The following is a 15,475-nucleotide window of genomic DNA, read 5'->3' as shown; positions in this document are numbered from 1 at the left end:
CAACGAGGCGGGCGGGCGGACGCTCTTGGCCGACCTGCAGGCGGATGCGACGGTGACCTACGCCGACATCGCGCTGGTGTGAGGGCGGAGCAGCCACGCCGTCCCGCCTTGGACGGCGCGGCGTGCTGGTTGCGTGTTGCGGGAGGGCGCTCACGGTAGGCTGGCTCCGCGCCACTGGACGGAAAGGACCCAGAAGGGTCGCGGCTGAGGGCTGCTAAAGGTCTTCGCGTCCGGTCCCAATAAGACTCTCACCTTGTCTCGCGACTTGGCCGATGATCATCGAGCTCTGTAACACCCATACCTCGCGAAAATGGCGCTTGTGACGATCTCCAAGCTGCCCACCGCAGCGCCTCGGCAATGCGGGACCGGCCTTCTGCCGTCCTCGGTCCCGTGCTCTTGCCCCCGTGGAACTTACAGCGGGTGCGGCCAGGCTCAGGCTTGTTGCGGCAGGGCACTCCCTTGCGAGTCCGAGCACTGCAGCGGACCGACTGCTGGGTGACGTCCCAACTAGGTTCCTCGCGCTACTTATCAGATACCCGGTGCGATCAGCCGCTTCTCAGGTCTGCTGCCTGTTGTGGACACGATCAGCGGCTTAGCTTCTCAATGATCGGGTAGTCCGGATCGTTGCGCGTAAGTCTGGTGGTAAAGATCACGCGCGGTCGCGTCAGGGCTCTCCGATCCTCAGCGGTCATCTCGCCATTGATCGCGCGCTGAATGTTGTCCGGGATTTGATCGACGGGCACTGCAAGCGTCGGGCCGTCGGCTTTGGCATCGACATCCTGTTCGCGACGTTCGCTATCGACGGGCATCACAAACATAGGACTGTCGGCTTTGCGATCGACATTTTGATCGCGGCGTTCGTTCAGGCGGCGGGCAACGACGTCAGGATGGAATCCGTAATTTAGGAGGGGGAATGGCGTTTCGGCGCCACCAATAACTAAGCGGGTAATATCGGATGGCGCGGGCAGTTGGGGCGGGGTGACCGTCACAGGCCAACAAAGGATCGTCGAAAGCGGCATGAACGAGGCGCGCCAGCGACTCACTTTCTTGTCTTTGCGTTGACATTTGGCACTGACAACCGGCGCGACCAAGTCAGCGAAGACGAGGTTGACTCCTTCGATCGCAGGCAACCTGCCGGTCGCTGGCGCTGTTGCCGAAGTAGCGTGGTAGAAGACATACAGAGGTAACGTCCCTGGCACACTAGCAGCGTGACCGATTAGCGTTTGCGCCTGCGACCCTGGGGGACTGCCATGATCCAAATGCTGATAATACCAGTAACCACCTGCCCGGTCGTTGTATCGCGCGCGCTTCGCCTGGAGGATCAGACGCAGGTAACGGCCACCACCGAGCTCAAGTGGAGCCGCGTAGATCCACTCCATGTCGCCACCGGTGATCGGTTCATTTGGAAAGTCGACACGAACTCCGAGGGATCTAAGGCCGACCAAGCTTGCCATTAATAGGTCAGTAACAGTTTCCTCGCGGAAGTTCCTGGTGAGGTTGCGGTCGCGTTCAAGTAGCTCGGCAACGAGCTGAGGAAAGGAATGAGCTAGTTCGCAGAGCATTGGCCGCCGATGAAATGTTCCTCGTCCGACCTATTCAGCGCTTTTGGCTGGTAGCGCTACTGTTATTTGTGAATGCCGTCGCGAATCACATGGAGTTGATAGGTCGTGCAGCCGGCGCGGGACGACATGGACGACCTCGCCCTCGCGCTGCACCTCGCCCTCGACCCCGAGCAGACGAGCGCCCAGCACGACTCGGCGGCTCGCCTCGAAGAGCCCAGGCCAGATCACCAGGTTGGCCACGCCGGTCTCGTCCTCAACGGTGACGAAGGCTGGCTCATGCCAACCTCCTTTCCTACGCTGCTTCAGCGGCCTGCACCCTCGGCGACAAAACCGACAGAACCGACAAAACGTCGTAGGCGCACCGTGAGTCAGGAACAGTGGATGCTGCTCTAAGAGTTCTGTCGGTTTTGTCGGTTTTGTCGGGACGGAATGAGGCGGCTGAAGCCGCCTACCGTTTATGCGTTATGCCCTCGTCCGGTGCAGGGCGGGGTTGACGTTGAACAGCCGTTGCGGACGCCCACCTTGCGGCCCAGGGGGTACTCCCACGGTGTGAATGATGTCCACTTCTTCCAGCACATTCAGGCCCGGGTTCAGGTCTTCGGCCGTCGCGAGCCCCGCGCGCTCGGCCCTCAGCACCTCGCGCGACGTGAACTGCCGCCAGCCCATGTCCCGGATCAGGGCCACCAGCCGCCGTGCGGCCCGCTCGCCCTTGCTGTAGGCCGCATCCGCATAGGCGCGCCGGGCCATGGGCAAGAGGTAGCGCTCCACCAGATGCATCGCTGAGTCGAAGTGCGCGAGGGTAATTTCATAGGGTTCGTCCGCCTCTCCGCTGGCCCAGGCCATCATGCCCAGCACCAGGGACACGCGGACAGCCATGCCTGGCAGTTTGCCGATGAAGGACAAGAGCAGTCCCTCGGCTTGGCCTTCCCACTCCCGAGCCTGCTTGCGGAACTCGTCCAGCATGGCCCGAGCCTCCTCCGAGAAGTGGACGAACCAGGGCCGGAGCGTGTCGCTCTCATCCGTTGCCATTCTGAGTGTCAGCATCTTCTGAAGAGCGGACTTGATAAACGCTTCATCGTAGGGGGCCGAGGGACGCCGGATCGGGGCCGGCTGCGGCCAGATCGGCAAGAAGCGGGCCAGCAATCCGTCATCGTCGGATCTGAGGAGAAGCGTCCGGAGCCGGTCGGGCTGGATGCCGCCCAGGACACCCACGGTCAGTCGATCAATATAGACCGGATCGCGCCCCATCCGTTCTACGGCATAGCTGCGTCCCCCGTAGGCTTCGAGCCAGAACGGCCGATCCGATCCGCCGCCCGAGTAGCGGCTCATGCCTTGCAGCCAGCCGGCCAATTCGTCCCGCGACAGGAGCGCCCCGCGCGGCTGACCGGCGAGAATGACGGCCAGCTTCTCCACGGTGGCATCTTGCGTGGCGAGACGGGGCATGACGGGCTCCGGCCCCGGGTTGGCCTCCTTGGGGCGGGGCGGGGGCGCGTCCCCCGCCTTGAGGGCAGCTTTGACGGCCTCCTTCCAGGTGCTCTCCACGAGTCGCGCCACGTCGGCGCTGGCCTTCCAATCCGTGAGGGCGGACTGCACCTTGTCGCGTTCGGTGCGCTCAACCTCCTTGAGGGGCACGAGGACCGCATCCAGCCCCGGGGACTTGTTCATGGACGGATTGCCAATGGCGATGGTCCACAGGATCGGTGGCTCGGCCCAGCCCTGCCAGGGCGACGCCCAGCGAGTGTTGCCCACGAGCGAGCCACACACGGACAGCAGGGCCCCAAGGACGTAGTCCGGGGGGGCGGACTTCGCCTCTGCCGCGCCCCGCACCCAAACCGCCCAGCGCGGTGTCAGGACCTCATCCAAGGGCGGCGAGGGCGGCGGGGGTAGCTCGTCGCGCAGGAAGCGGGCGGCGGGCTCGGGCCAGTCGGGCACAAAGGGAGTCGGCTCGGGCATCGCGCTCATGCGGGGCCACCTTTCGCGATCAAGATGTCGTTCCAGTCGCGCCCCTCGGGCGCGGGCAGCAGGTCCACCCGCCAGCCCAGGGCGTGCGCCCGTTCGGCTAGCGCTTGTGCGGCTGCGTGCCCGGCGGCGTCGCCATCGGAAGCGATGGTCAGCTGCCCCGGCGTGACGGGCAGACGCAGGCTCCGCATCCCGGAGGTGGAGAGCGCCGCCCAGATCGCGACGGGGCCGCTCAGGAGCCCCGAAGCGAGGGACAGGGCGGTCTCGATGCCCTCGGCCACCACCAGCCGCCCCGTGCTCGCCGAGAGGCGCACCGCCCCTCCGGCCGTGCCGCCCAGCATGGCCTTGGCGGGCTCCACGTCAGCCTTCCCCGACCCGTCCGCGCGCAGGTAGGTTCGGTGCACGGCAATGTCGTCGCAGCCCTCCACCAGCGCCACGAGGGCGGGCAGGGGACGCGCGATGGCGCCGTGCCAGCAGGCGGGATGGAACCGCAGCGTCGCGGGCAGAGCGCAGGTGATCCCGCGCCAGCGCAGGTAGGTCTCGGCCGGGGTGCCCGCGAGGGGCTGGGCCTCGCGCCAGCAGGTGAGGGCCTGACGCGCCCGCCGCTCCGCCTCGGCCCGCCGGTCGCGCTCGCGCTGGGCGAGGCGGGCAGGATCGGGGGCCGAGGTGCCGCCCGGCGTCACGCCCGCCGCGGCGAGGATATTGGCGAAGGCGCAGTCCAGCTTCTTGCAGTGGGCGAGCAGTCGGCCGTCGTCGCCGTTCCTGAGCGTGAGGGCATTCTGCTTGGGGCGCGGCTCGGGCTGGCACACGGGGCAGGGGCACTTGCCATAGCTGCCATACCAGCGCCCGCCAAGCTGGAGGGTCAGTTCGCGGGCATCCATCACGTGACCTCCTCGACCAAGGGGGCGTCGATCGCGCCCATGTTGGAGCTGCTCGAGGGGCAGTGGCCCGTGTTGCGGAACGTGCGGAAGGGATCGGCCAAGAGCCGGTACTGGTGGAACATTGCCGTTTCCTTGAGCAGTTGTGCCAAGGAACGGGGACGGCTATCTTAGCCCAGCTAAGAGAGTGATAGCCTGGACCCCGTCCGTGTGGCGGGGTCTTTTTTCAAGCGGCGTTGCTGTTGCGCTTGGCCGTCTGGTCGCGTTCGGTCATGCGCTCGGCGAGCCAGCTATCCAGATCGGTCTCGATCCAAGCGACGGCCCGGGTGCTGATGCGGATCGGGCGCGGGAAGGCGCCGCGGCTGATCAGTTCGTAGATGGTGGACGTGGCGAGACCAGTGCGCGCGCGCACATCGGGCAGTCGGACGAGGTTGACGGGCATTCTGGGACCTCTTCGGGGAAGAAGATATGCCTCCGGAAGTTAGCGAGTGTCCTCGGTCCGTTCGTCAGCACAAAAAACCCATTTATGATCTTTGCGTAGACGTTTACTGCTATTCGTCTCGCGGCGCCTCTCGCCAAGCTCTTAGGGCAGAAGCAGCTGACACGATCTCGCCCTTAGCGCCTTCCACCTCTAGGACCTCTAAGACGTCTTCCAAGAACCGGCCAAACGGCCCGGGTGTAGCATCCTTCTCGTGCTTGGGTGCGAAGTCGCGCAGGTGTTGCTGATATCGCTCCTCCTCGTCAGGAGGACGAGCCAAGAACAGTGGACCTGACCAGTTGCCAACTGCCCAAACCTTCCGGCACTCCTGTGCAACACTCGCGGCGCGCCAGTTGCGTTTTTGGTGCGGCGTTGCCTGAAACATCTTCCTGTTGCGCAGCGCACCCACAGCCTTCCCCAAGCGTCCCAACTGGTCCTTGCAGGATGCCAAGATCGAAGTGGAATTGCGTTCGCGCCAAGCGATCTTCTCAAATTCTATGTACCTGCGCGTGTCCGGTGACAAAGCATCCAGCGCCTTGTCCAATTTTCGGCAGAGCCGCTCGACCTTTTCGAGCATCTCGACATCTGGCGATGCACCGAAATTGAGGGAAGCGCGCTTAGCAGCGTCTACAATGGGCCCGGCATGCAAGCTGCTTAGCTTCTGCTTCCACACTGGGCTGCTTAATACTTCGACCTCTTGGGTTAGCGAAGGAAGGTGGCGGTCGATCACTCCTTCGACAGCTTTGATGCGTGTCAGATCAACCACGCGAAGGTCGTCCTGCATGGGGGTAAGGGTTCGAGGCAGACGTCGAGAAGGGGGGCGATCGCCTGCCATTAATTGTCCCCGTATGGCGTTGCGGCCGTTGCGGACCGGGTTCCTTGCAGCATCTGTCCCCAGTCCTCCATCATCTGTCGCCGCTTCTCGAGCTGGTCTCCGCGTCGGTAGGCTGCCTCGACGGCGTTGCTGATCTTGTGCGCTAGGGCGACCTCCGCCATGTCGCCGGGGTAGCTCGTATGCTCACTCACCCAGTCGCGGAACGAGGAGCGGAGCCCATGGGGGACGGCGGGGCGCTTTGAGCGCGGGTCTAGGTAGCCCCGGGATGCTGTGGAGGGCTTGCGGCCCGCTTTGCGATCCACCTCGGTTAGGCGCCTCTCCTCTGCCTCCTGCATCCGCCGCATCACGGCCGAGATGGTCATGTCCGACATCATGCCTCCGCGCGGGGCGAAGAAGACGTAAGGCGAGCCATCAAGGCGGGGCAGGGCGCGTAGAACCGCGACGGCCTCGTCCGTGAGCGGCACCCGGTGTTCCCGGCTCATCTTCATGCGGGCGGCGGGCACGGTCCAGAGCTTGGCCTCAAGTTCCACCTCGTCCCAGGTCATGCCGCGCACCTCGCCCGAGCGGGCCGCCGTGAGCGTGAGGAATTGGAGCGCGCGGGCCGCCATGCCTTCGCGGGTCCGAAGATCCGCCCACCAGCGTGGCAGGTCGGCAAGCGCGAGGGCAGGGTGGTTTCCCTTGGCCGCCACCTTGCCCGGCTTGGGCAGGAGCTCGGACAGGTTGCCCGCCCAGCGCGCCGGGTTGTCACCCATGCGGTGCCCGGCCACCGTCGCCCAGGAGAGCACAGCCTCAATGCGGCCCCGAAGACGTGAGGCGGTCTCGGTCTTCGTCTCCCAGATGGGCTCAAGTACCCGCAGCACATCCAAGCGAGTGATGTCGGCCACGCGCTTCGGCCCGATCACCGGGCCCGCGTAGGTGTCCAGGGTCGCGCGCCACTGCTTTCGGTGCTTGTCGTTGCGGAACTCGGCGCGCTTCTTCTCAAGGTAGCGCTCCACCGCCTGCGCGAATGTCAGCACCTCCCGAGCCTCGCGCTTCTCGTGCAGGGGATCCCCGCCCGAGCGCGCTAACCGGCGATTGGCTTCGGCCAAGCTTCGGGCTTCGGCCAAGGACACCAAAGACACCGGTCCGAGCCCCAGGTCCGTGCGCTTTCCCTGAATTACCAGCCTCTGCACCCAGCGCTTTGCGCCCGAGCGGTCAACGAAGAGATAAAGGCCATGCCCGTCTGCGTACCGGCCGGGCTCCTTCATGTTGCGCACAAACACGGCCGAGAGCGCCTTCTCAGGATGGGCGCCCGACTTCAGGCGGCGGTTGTCCAAGGGCACCTGTTCCAGCACAGACTTCCGCTCCACATTCCATCCCACATCCTAAGCAGGATGTAGGCGGAGGCCGGCGGATGTCGACGGATGCTAAAGCCGTTATTTCTATGGCTGTTGGAGAGTTTGGCGGCTGCTCTCGGACGACTAGATGGCAGTCACCTCCTCCGCCACTTGACCTTGCGAAAGCGTTCTCCCGATCTGACTGCGGCCCGATTTTATCGCTGTTTTCGAGGGTTATGCCGGAGGGGCTGAGCACTGGCCGGGTCGCCTGGTAGCCCGAGAGCGTTCTCTCAGGGCCGATATTCTCCGAACCTGTTGCCTGCGTCGATTCGGTAAATTTCACTTAGCCGACTGATAATACGTGACAGTTTCAGAGGCATGTCTCGGCACTTCGACGTCAGGGGCATTTGCCGCGTGTGGGACAGAAATCGAACTTTGCCGGGTGGCCGCAGCGAAGAACCCGGATGAGTTACTCGCGCATGACCTTGTCCATTCGCCATGCGCAGTATGAACACATGCCGGCGTCATAGTTGAAGTCGTCCGGATTGAACTCCTCTCCGCACATTGAACATGTCAGATCAGCGCCCGGGCAGAGGACACAACCTTCTCCGTTCACCCAGCTTTCACGATGGCATTCGGGACAGGTGGTAACTGGCGGTTCTCCGCCGTCTTTCATGGCGATGTATGCGTCGCTTGCCGAAGACTCGCCGATTGCAGCCTCGAAAAGATCCTCATGATCCAATGCCTCGCCGCACTCCGCGCAATCGATCTCCATTGCCTCGAAGCTCTGGTTGTCGGGATTGATCTGCCTAACCAGAGAGGATCCACAATTCGAGCATCTGAGTTCTGAGACCGCTTCGGCGAGGGTCTCAAACCCCCAGTTTATGTTCTGGAACGACTCAATGCATCTCGCCTGCTGCTGATCAAAAACATCCTTGTTCGCAAGAAGTGCTTTCCAGACACCATCTTTGAAGAGATGTGCGGGCTCCTCCTGAAGGTGCCCCACCAGCAGCTGCTCGATGACTGGCATGGCTGAAGCAAGAGCTTCTTTCGCAATCGCGGGCTTCACCGTCATGAATAGATGCTCGACATCATTTCTGATCCGAGCAAGCTCCTGGAGCTTTGACCAGTCGAGATTGAGCCCCAATTCCTTGAATCGCTCCTCGATCTGTTGTCGGTCAACCGTGTTGCGGTGTGGCTTCTTGGGCACCATGAGAACGGAGCCATCGATCTTTCGCGGAACGAGATCTTTGTAGATCAGGGAGCCATTTGTCTTGGGTGGCGACTCGTTCCAGAGCACCTGTTTGCATAGCAGCAGGACGCCGGCGTAAAGGTTCCGGATGGCGGACAACACACGACGCTCGTCGCCTGTTTGGTAGTCCTCAACTCCGAGCTCGATCGAAAGCACCGCATTGTCTAGCAGTTCCTTCATGTTCAGTAGTACTCGCGAATGTAGCCGTACGCCTTCTCGAACAGCTCGGCGTCCTGATGCAGCTTGTAGCGGAAGAGCGTCTGGCGAAGCGCCTTCTTGACCTCGCGTTCACCCGCATGCGTGGCCTGCCAACCGTCGAACCTGACCGCGCGCACGATCTCGTCGATGTCGTCCACAACCCGCTTCACCATGACAGGCGTGTCGCCGTTCCTTGCCTCCTCGAGGAGCGAGGTCAGGGCCGCTTTACCTCGGTCGATGTCCTCTTCTTCCGGCCTTTCGCGCTCGGTCTTCACCACGTCTTTCGCTAGGGCCAGAAGCTCTTTCAGGAAGTCGATCGACAGAAGCAGACCCTGCTGGTGCCGGTTCTTCAGGTCCTCCAGGCGCTCGCCCAGCGCTTTGAACTTCGGACTCCCCGCATGCTTCCGCAGCCTACCCGCCAGTTTAACTGAGATTTCCTTGGCTTTCTTTTCCGGGTCCGGGTTGCCGAGGACTGCTTCGAGCAGTTCGGCATCGAGGATCAGCGTATCGAGATCGTCGCGGACCGCGTCGACATGGACGTTCTCGTGAATCAGCTCGATGGTCTTGGCGCCCAGCCGATGCCAAAGCAGCCGCCCTGTGCCACTGGAGGGCTTCAGCGACTCGTAGACCTGCGCCAGCCAGCGATAGTCGGTCTCGTACTGCGTCAGCACCGGATCGGGCGACAACGCCTCCCAGATCCGCGCAAGCACGCTGAAATCGGCCGCGAAGGTATCACGCAGCTCATTGTTCGGGATGCACTCCTGCGCGGCGATCAGTCCCTCGTAGCCGGTCAGGCTGCGGTCCACGCCGGCGAAATAGGCCAGGCACTTCTGCAAGGCAGTGGGCAGGGCGTTGATTAACTCGGCGATGTTCGACACCGCCTTCTGAACGCCCGCCTCATCGAACTTCAGTGCCTGCGCGACGTCGTCGAAAATGCCCAGGTAGTCGACGATCAGACCATGTGTCTTCTGCTCACCATAAGGGCGGTTCGTCCGGCAGATCGCCTGCAGCAGCGTGTGGTCACGCAGCGGCTTGTCCAGGTACATCGTCTGCAGGATTGGCGCGTCGAAGCCGGTCAGCAGCTTCGACGTCACGATGATGATCTTCAGCGGGTCCTTCGGATCGCGGAACCGGTCAAGCAGCTTCTCCTCGGCGTCCCGGTCGCGCTTGTAGGCCGAGTAATCCGCCTCACCGCTGTTGACCGAGATCACCACGTCTGAGACCTCGGGCGGCAAGTGCCCGTCGAGTTCCTGCTTGTAGAGCACACAGCTTTGACGGTCGAAGGTCACCACCTGCGCGCCGAAGCCGTTCGGGGTGACCTTGTCCTGGAAATGCTTGGCGATGTCGCCGCAGATCGCACGGATGCGTTCGGGCGCTTTGACCAAGATAGACATCTTGGCCGCGGCCTTGCCCAGTCGATCCCGGTCCTCGTCGGTCAAGCCCTGCGTCAGCTCGGCATAGGCTTCCTCAATGGCCTTCTGGTCGATATGCAGGTCCACGAGCCGGGGTTCGAAATGCAGCTCCTTCGTAGCCCCATCGCGGATCGAGTCGTTCAGGCCATAGCGGCTCATATAGCCGCCTTCGTCCGTGTCGGCACCGAAAGCGTAGAAGGTGTTCTTGTCGGCGCGGTTGATCGGCGTGCCGGTCAGGCCGAACAGGAACGCGTTCGGCAGCGCGTCGCGCATCTTGCGGCCCAGATCGCCTTCCTGCGTGCGGTGCGCCTCGTCCACCAGCACGATAATGTTGTCGCGGTCGTTCAGAACGCCGTCAGCTTCGGCAAACTTGTGGATCGTGGTGATCACCACCTTCCGCGTGTCCTTGCCCAAGAGATCGGCCAGTTCCTTGCGGCTTTCCGTGCGCACCATGTTGGCCATGTCGGCGGCATAGAAGGTGCCCGAGATCTGGCTGTCGAGGTCGATGCGGTCGACCACGATCAGCACCGTGGGGTTCTTCAGCGCCGGGTGCAGCCGCAGCTTGCGCGCGGCGAACAGCATCAGCAGCGACTTACCCGACCCCTGGAAATGCCAGATCAGCCCCTTGCGCGGCTGGCCCGCCACGACGCGCGCGACGATCTTGTTGACGCCGTCCACCTGCTGATAGCGGGCGATGATCTTGATGCGGTGCTTGCCCTTCTGTGTCGCGAAGGCCGTGAAGCTGTCGAGCATGTCGAGCACCATCGCCGGGCGCAGCATCGAGGTGGCGGCCTTCTCTACCGCGCCCATCGTCTGCGGCCCATCGCCGTCGCGCCAGGGACCCCACATGTCAACTGGCATCCGGACCGAGCCATAGCGGAACTCCTTGCCCTCCGTCGCCACGGAAAAGACGTTGGGCACGAACAGCTCCGGCACGTTCTTCTCGTAGTCGTCATAGACCTGAATGGCAGCGTCGAGCCAGCTTTGGCTGGACCGCACCGGCGTCTTGGCTTCGATCAGCACCAGCGGAATGCCGTTGACCAGCAGCACCAAATCGGCGCGCTTCTCGGTCTTGCCCGCGCGGATAGTGAATTGCTGGGTGACGACGAAGCTGTTCTTCTCGATCTCGTCGAAGTCGACCAGGTAGATGGTGACGTGTTCGCCATTCGCGCCGAAGGGCATCGACCGCTCACCGAGCAGCCACGCGGTGAATTCCTCGTTTGCCTTCACCAGCCCGTCCGACCGCGCGCCCATGACGATGGCGCGCAGGCGGTAGAGCACGTCATCGGCCCGGCCGGGGTTGGCGGCGATGGCAGGGTTCAGGCGGATCAGGGCGTCGCGCAGATGGAGTTCGACCAGCACCTCTTGCGGCTTGCGGGGAAGGTCGGCGGGGGCGACGTAATGCCAGCCGAGGCCCGCGATCTTGCCGCCGGTGCGGGCGAGGCCGGTGGAGTGTTGCGCTGGGCGGGCCAAGGCCGCGCCCGCGAGAAGGTCACGCAGAAGGGCTTCGACGGTGTTGGCTTCGGTGAAGGTCACTGGCACACCTCAGAAACAATGTGATTTCTGACACCCTTGATCCCCTCAAAGCGACCCGACGCTCGCTGAAATCCAGAAAGCAAGTCGTCAAAGCGCTTCGATATTGCATGTTGCACAGCAAGTTCCGGCACTGGGGTCTCAATCGCTTCAAAGGCAGACTTGTTGATAATCGGAACAGCAGTAGTCCCGCTCCTCTTTCGAAGCTCTAGCCCACACTCGAGAAGTGAAATGAACAGGAACCTTGGCTGTACATGCTTCGGAACAAGCGCGTTGATCTGCTGATTGAAGGCCATTCTCTGTTTGCACATCGCGACTTTCCCAATTGTCGATCCAATGCAAACTACGAGGCTGCTCCCTTCAGGAACAGTGCGCGAAAATCTTGCCCCCTCCTCCGAGATATGTCTCTCGCAATCGATCAAATATGGTTCACGAAACCCGAAGTCACCTGGCGTGGCAAATGGAACTGCTCCGTTCCAAAGAGCTTGATCTGCCGTTGATGGTGTTTTCCCCGTAATTACGTCAGATATCTGACCAAGCGACACTTGCCGGACACCCGAAGCCTTCATCTGCTTAACTGTTTCGCGCACGAATGACTGAATCAGAACATCGGAAGCACCAACCAGCCCTGACAATTCCACGAAACAACTTTGAACGATGGTAAGAGCTTGAAGCAATCGCGCTTGCTCCTGGATGGGCGGAAGCAGGAACTCGAAGGCTTCAAGGTCCGAGAAGTTGATGTAGGGGTTCACGGAGCCTTTCGAGTGCTTGATCGAATAACTGTGGAACGCCTCGGTCTGCATCAGGAAGGGAAGCAGGTCGGGCATCAGTCGGGCCGGGTCTTTCGTTTCGAGCACGAAGGTCGTGTTCGCCGTGATCCCCTCGAAATCCGCTAGCGCCACCTTGCGCAGATAGGTCCGGCGCGAGCCGTAAAGCACATGTCCCGGCTTGAACCGCATGTGGAACGCAGGCCCGAGGTAATCGTCCCCGATCAGGCCCCAGCGCCGGATACGAAGATCGTCGGTGTCCATGTGTTCCCCGGCGACATAGCGTTCCAGCCCGGAGTCCCACGGATCGACTTTGTCGTTGACCTTGCGCACGACGTCGCCAAAGGCCACGCGCGTCCACCCCGCCTTGGAAATCGGCCGCTCAAGCATCGGCATCCTCCGCAGGCGTCAGGCCATCGAGCATGTCCACCAGCGCGTCCATGCCCGACCAGAACTCGCGCCCTTCCGCGTCGAACGCCGCCCAGGTAGCCGCCAGCGTGGCGCCACCCCCCGCCACCGCCGCCTTGGGCCGCTTCACATAGCGGGCAATCGACAGGTTGCCGTCGGCCGCCAGCACATCGGCCACATCCGCCACCGCGGCAAAGCCGGGCTCAGCCGCAAATGCCTGATATGACGACAGGATGCGTGCCTGATGATCCGGGCGCAGAAAGCTTTGCGCCCGTTCGCGCGCAATCTCGGCCACCGCGTCGATGAACAGGATGCGCCCCTTGCGCGGCGTAGGCTTCTGCGATCGGCATACCACCACGCAGGCCTCCATTGGCGAGTTGTAGAACAGCCCCGGCCCCAGCCCCAGCACGCATTCGATCCGGTCGGATTCGACCAGCTTGCGCCGCATCTCGGCCTCTTCATTGCGGAACAGCACGCCATGCGGAAACAGGATCGCGCAGCGCCCGGTCTTCGGGTGCATCGACGACAGGATGTGCTGGAAGAAGGCGTAATCCGCCCGCCCCTGCGGCGGGGTGCCAAGGAAGTTGCGCCCCCAGGCATCCTGCTCCCACGCTCCGCGGTTCCACTTCTTGATGGAATAGGGCGGGTTGGCCAGGACCACGTCGAAGGTCCGCAGCCGGTCGCCCTGCACGAAGGCGGGCGTGGCCAGCGTGTTGCCACTGGCGATGTGAAAATCGTCCACCCCATGGATCACCAGGTTCATCCGGGCGATAGCGGCGGTGATGGTGATCAGCTCCTGCCCGAACAGGCCGGTGGTGCGAATGTCGCCCCCGCGCCGCTTCACCTCGGCGAGGCAAGAGATCAGCATGCCGCCGGTGCCGCAGGTCGGGTCATAGATGCTCTCACCGGGCTGAGGCTCCAGCATCTGGGCCATCAGATGGACGAGAGTGCGGTTGGTATAGAACTCCTGCGCGGTATGGCCGCTGTCGTCGGCGAACTTCTTGATCAGGTACTCGTAGCCGTTGCCAAGCTCGTCCTCTGGCACAGCGGCCAAAGTCAGGTCGTGCTTTGAGAAATGCTCGATCAGGTTCTTCAGCGTGCTGTCCGGCATCTGGGCCTTGTCGGTCCAGTTCGCATTGCCAAAGACGCCCTGCAGGCGCTCGGGGTTCGCCGCCTCGATGGCGAGAAAGGCCGACAGCAGCGCCCGCCCCACATCGCGCGGCGCGGCGCGCACATCGTTCCAGTGCGCGCCTTCAGGGATAACGAAGCGGTCGTTGGCGGTGTCGGTGGCATATCCCTCATCAGAGGTCTCATCAAGCGCCTGCTGGAAATCCTCGTCCCAGACGTCGGACAGGCGTTTGAAGAACATCAGCGGGAAGATGTACTGCTTGTAGTCGCTGGCGTCGACGAGGCCACGCAACAGGGTCGCGGCACCCCAGAGATAACTTTCCAGTTCTCGCTGCGTTAGCCCGGTCATTGCAGCCACCCTCCTTCGACCAACACCTTGCGCAGGTGATCCTCGGCCGCTCGGGCGTCGGCCAAGGCGGTCTTGAAGGCGTCAACGGCCTCGGGCAACGGCGGGATGTCCTGGCCGATGGGCGGGAGGACGTAACGGGAGATGTTCAGCGTCCAGCCTTCCTTCTTGATCTCGTCCAGCGTGGCGACCTTGGCGCGATCCTCGACATTCTCGAAGCCGCGGTACCAGGCGACGATCTGATCGCTGTGCTCCTGATCGAGGAAGTTCTGTGCTCGGCCTTTCCGGAATAGTCTGGATGCGTCGATGATCAGGACCTTGTTCTTTCGAGCTTCCGGTTTCTTATGGCGCAGGACCACCACGCATCCGGCCAACTGCGTGCCGTAGAACAGGTTCGGTGCAAGGCCGATGACCGCCTCAACTAAGTCCTTCTCGAGCAGTGCTTGGCGGATGGCCCCCTCAGCCGATTTCCGGAACAGTGCCCCTTGCGGTAGCACGACCGCCATGCGGCTACTGCCGGTGGAGGCCATGGACGTCACCATATGTTGGACGAATGCGTAATCGCCGTAGGCCTCAGGCGGGATGCCGAACTGCGCACGTCCCCAGGGGTCCGCCTCCCAGAGATCTCGCCCCCACTCCTTGAGGGAGAATGGCGGGTTGGCGATCACGCAGTCGAACGTGGCGAGGCCACCAGTGCTCGGGTCGGTGAAAGCAGGGTTCCTGAGTGTGTCTTCACGTGCGATCTGGAAGTCCTCGATGCCGTGGAGAACAAGGTTCATCCGCGCAATCGCTGAGGTCGTCAGGTTCTTTTCTTGGCCGTAGATCCTCCCGTAGAAGGTCCTCGGGTCGCCGCCTTTCCGCACCACATGCTCGATCGCTCCGAGCAGCATTCCACCAGTACCACAGGCGGGGTCATAGATGCTCTCTCCCGCCTGGGGATCGAGGATCTCCACCATCATCTGGACGACGCTGCGTGGCGTGTAGAACTCGCCAGCCTTGTTCCGGCGCGTGACATCGGCGAACTTGGCAACCAGGTACTCGTAGGCGTCCCCAAGAACATCTGTACTGACTGCGGAGTTACCCAGCCGTATCTGCGAGAACCCCTCGATCAAATCCTTGAGCAACTCATCGGAGAACTTCTCCTTGTTCCCCCAGTCTGCTGAGCCGAACACTCGAAAGAGGGTGTCTGGGTTCGCGCGTTCGATCTCCTGCAGCGATTGCTGCAATGCCGTTCCGACGTTTACCGCGGCTTGACGAACATCGTTCCAGTGGCACCCCGCCGGCACCAGGAACCGGTGGATCTCGGGGAAATGCGACGGGTCCGCTTCCCCGTGGCGTTGTTGCGTAACCCATGAGCGAGGGGGCTCGCGCGGCGGGTCTGCCTGCTTATCTGGGCGGCCATG

Annotated in this window: 12 protein-coding genes and 1 pseudogene; all 13 read right to left on the bottom strand. The window is 62.7% G+C overall.

All coding sequences use genetic code 11. The features are described from left to right. Positions 1-248 precede the first annotated feature (248 nt). Positions 249-467 (bottom strand): annotated as a pseudogene (locus FHG71_RS24640) (HGGxSTG domain-containing protein); the annotation flags it as partial. A gap of 117 nt (positions 468-584) precedes the next feature. Next, complete coding sequence (locus FHG71_RS21340; RefSeq protein ID WP_342777525.1) at positions 585-1,562, bottom strand: DUF6615 family protein; 978 nt, start codon at positions 1,560-1,562, stop codon at positions 585-587. A gap of 462 nt (positions 1,563-2,024) precedes the next feature. Further along, complete coding sequence (locus FHG71_RS21335; protein ID WP_139083716.1) at positions 2,025-3,524, bottom strand: YfjI family protein; 1,500 nt, start codon at positions 3,522-3,524, stop codon at positions 2,025-2,027. After that, a complete protein-coding gene (locus FHG71_RS21330) occupies positions 3,521-4,402 on the bottom strand; it encodes a DUF7146 domain-containing protein (RefSeq protein WP_218014198.1) in 882 nt (293 codons plus the stop codon). Before FHG71_RS21330 ends, FHG71_RS21335 begins: the two co-directional genes overlap by 4 nt. Continuing rightward, on the bottom strand, positions 4,402-4,524 hold the full coding sequence (locus FHG71_RS24635) for a hypothetical protein (protein ID WP_281281992.1): 123 nt from the start codon (positions 4,522-4,524) through the stop codon (positions 4,402-4,404). The genes FHG71_RS21330 and FHG71_RS24635 overlap by 1 nt, the downstream gene beginning before the upstream one ends. A gap of 101 nt (positions 4,525-4,625) precedes the next feature. Further along, positions 4,626-4,841, bottom strand: coding sequence for a helix-turn-helix transcriptional regulator (locus FHG71_RS21325; RefSeq protein WP_139083714.1), 216 nt, complete (start codon positions 4,839-4,841; stop codon positions 4,626-4,628). 109 nt (positions 4,842-4,950) lie between these two features. Further along, positions 4,951-5,661, bottom strand: a complete 711-nt coding sequence (locus FHG71_RS21320; RefSeq protein WP_139083713.1) for a hypothetical protein — start codon at positions 5,659-5,661, stop codon at positions 4,951-4,953. A gap of 50 nt (positions 5,662-5,711) precedes the next feature. After that, positions 5,712-6,974, bottom strand: coding sequence for a tyrosine-type recombinase/integrase (locus FHG71_RS21315; RefSeq protein ID WP_425467382.1), 1,263 nt, complete (start codon positions 6,972-6,974; stop codon positions 5,712-5,714). A 523-nt stretch (positions 6,975-7,497) separates the two neighbouring features. Continuing rightward, complete coding sequence (locus tag FHG71_RS21310) at positions 7,498-8,460, bottom strand: hypothetical protein (RefSeq protein WP_139083712.1); 963 nt, start codon at positions 8,458-8,460, stop codon at positions 7,498-7,500. 2 nt (positions 8,461-8,462) lie between these two features. Then, complete coding sequence (locus FHG71_RS21305) at positions 8,463-11,426, bottom strand: type I restriction endonuclease subunit R (protein ID WP_139083711.1); 2,964 nt, start codon at positions 11,424-11,426, stop codon at positions 8,463-8,465. Beyond that, complete coding sequence (locus FHG71_RS21300; protein ID WP_139083710.1) at positions 11,423-12,580, bottom strand: restriction endonuclease subunit S; 1,158 nt, start codon at positions 12,578-12,580, stop codon at positions 11,423-11,425. Before FHG71_RS21300 ends, FHG71_RS21305 begins: the two co-directional genes overlap by 4 nt. Beyond that, complete coding sequence (locus FHG71_RS21295) at positions 12,573-14,075, bottom strand: type I restriction-modification system subunit M (RefSeq protein ID WP_139083709.1); 1,503 nt, start codon at positions 14,073-14,075, stop codon at positions 12,573-12,575. The genes FHG71_RS21300 and FHG71_RS21295 overlap by 8 nt, the downstream gene beginning before the upstream one ends. Next, positions 14,072-15,475, bottom strand: a 1,404-nt coding sequence (locus FHG71_RS21290) for an N-6 DNA methylase (protein WP_139083708.1), incomplete at its 5' end; no start/stop codon positions are given. The genes FHG71_RS21295 and FHG71_RS21290, both read right to left, overlap by 4 nt.

It is taken from the genome of Rubellimicrobium roseum (assembly GCF_006152145.1).
Lineage (GTDB): Bacteria > Pseudomonadota > Alphaproteobacteria > Rhodobacterales > Rhodobacteraceae > Rubellimicrobium > Rubellimicrobium roseum.
Note: the sequence above shows the minus strand (reverse complement) of the source record. Positions and strands in the feature narration are given on the sequence as shown.

Bases quoted from the DNA above. Each gene is read 5' to 3' on its own strand.
- FHG71_RS21335 (WP_139083716.1), bottom strand. From the start codon at position 3,524: ATGAGCGCGATGCCCGAGCCGACTCCCTTTGTGCCCGACTGGCCCGAG.
- FHG71_RS21310 (WP_139083712.1), bottom strand. From the start codon at position 8,460: ATGAAGGAACTGCTAGACAATGCGGTGCTTTCGATCGAGCTCGGAGTT.
- FHG71_RS21320 (WP_139083713.1), bottom strand. From the start codon at position 5,661: ATGCAGGACGACCTTCGCGTGGTTGATCTGACACGCATCAAAGCTGTC.
- FHG71_RS24635 (WP_281281992.1), bottom strand. From the start codon at position 4,524: ATGTTCCACCAGTACCGGCTCTTGGCCGATCCCTTCCGCACGTTCCGC.
- FHG71_RS21300 (WP_139083710.1), bottom strand. From the start codon at position 12,580: ATGCTTGAGCGGCCGATTTCCAAGGCGGGGTGGACGCGCGTGGCCTTT.
- FHG71_RS21325 (WP_139083714.1), bottom strand. From the start codon at position 4,841: ATGCCCGTCAACCTCGTCCGACTGCCCGATGTGCGCGCGCGCACTGGT.
- FHG71_RS21340 (WP_342777525.1), bottom strand. From the start codon at position 1,562: ATGCTCTGCGAACTAGCTCATTCCTTTCCTCAGCTCGTTGCCGAGCTA.
- FHG71_RS21330 (WP_218014198.1), bottom strand. From the start codon at position 4,402: ATGGATGCCCGCGAACTGACCCTCCAGCTTGGCGGGCGCTGGTATGGC.
- FHG71_RS21295 (WP_139083709.1), bottom strand. From the start codon at position 14,075: ATGACCGGGCTAACGCAGCGAGAACTGGAAAGTTATCTCTGGGGTGCC.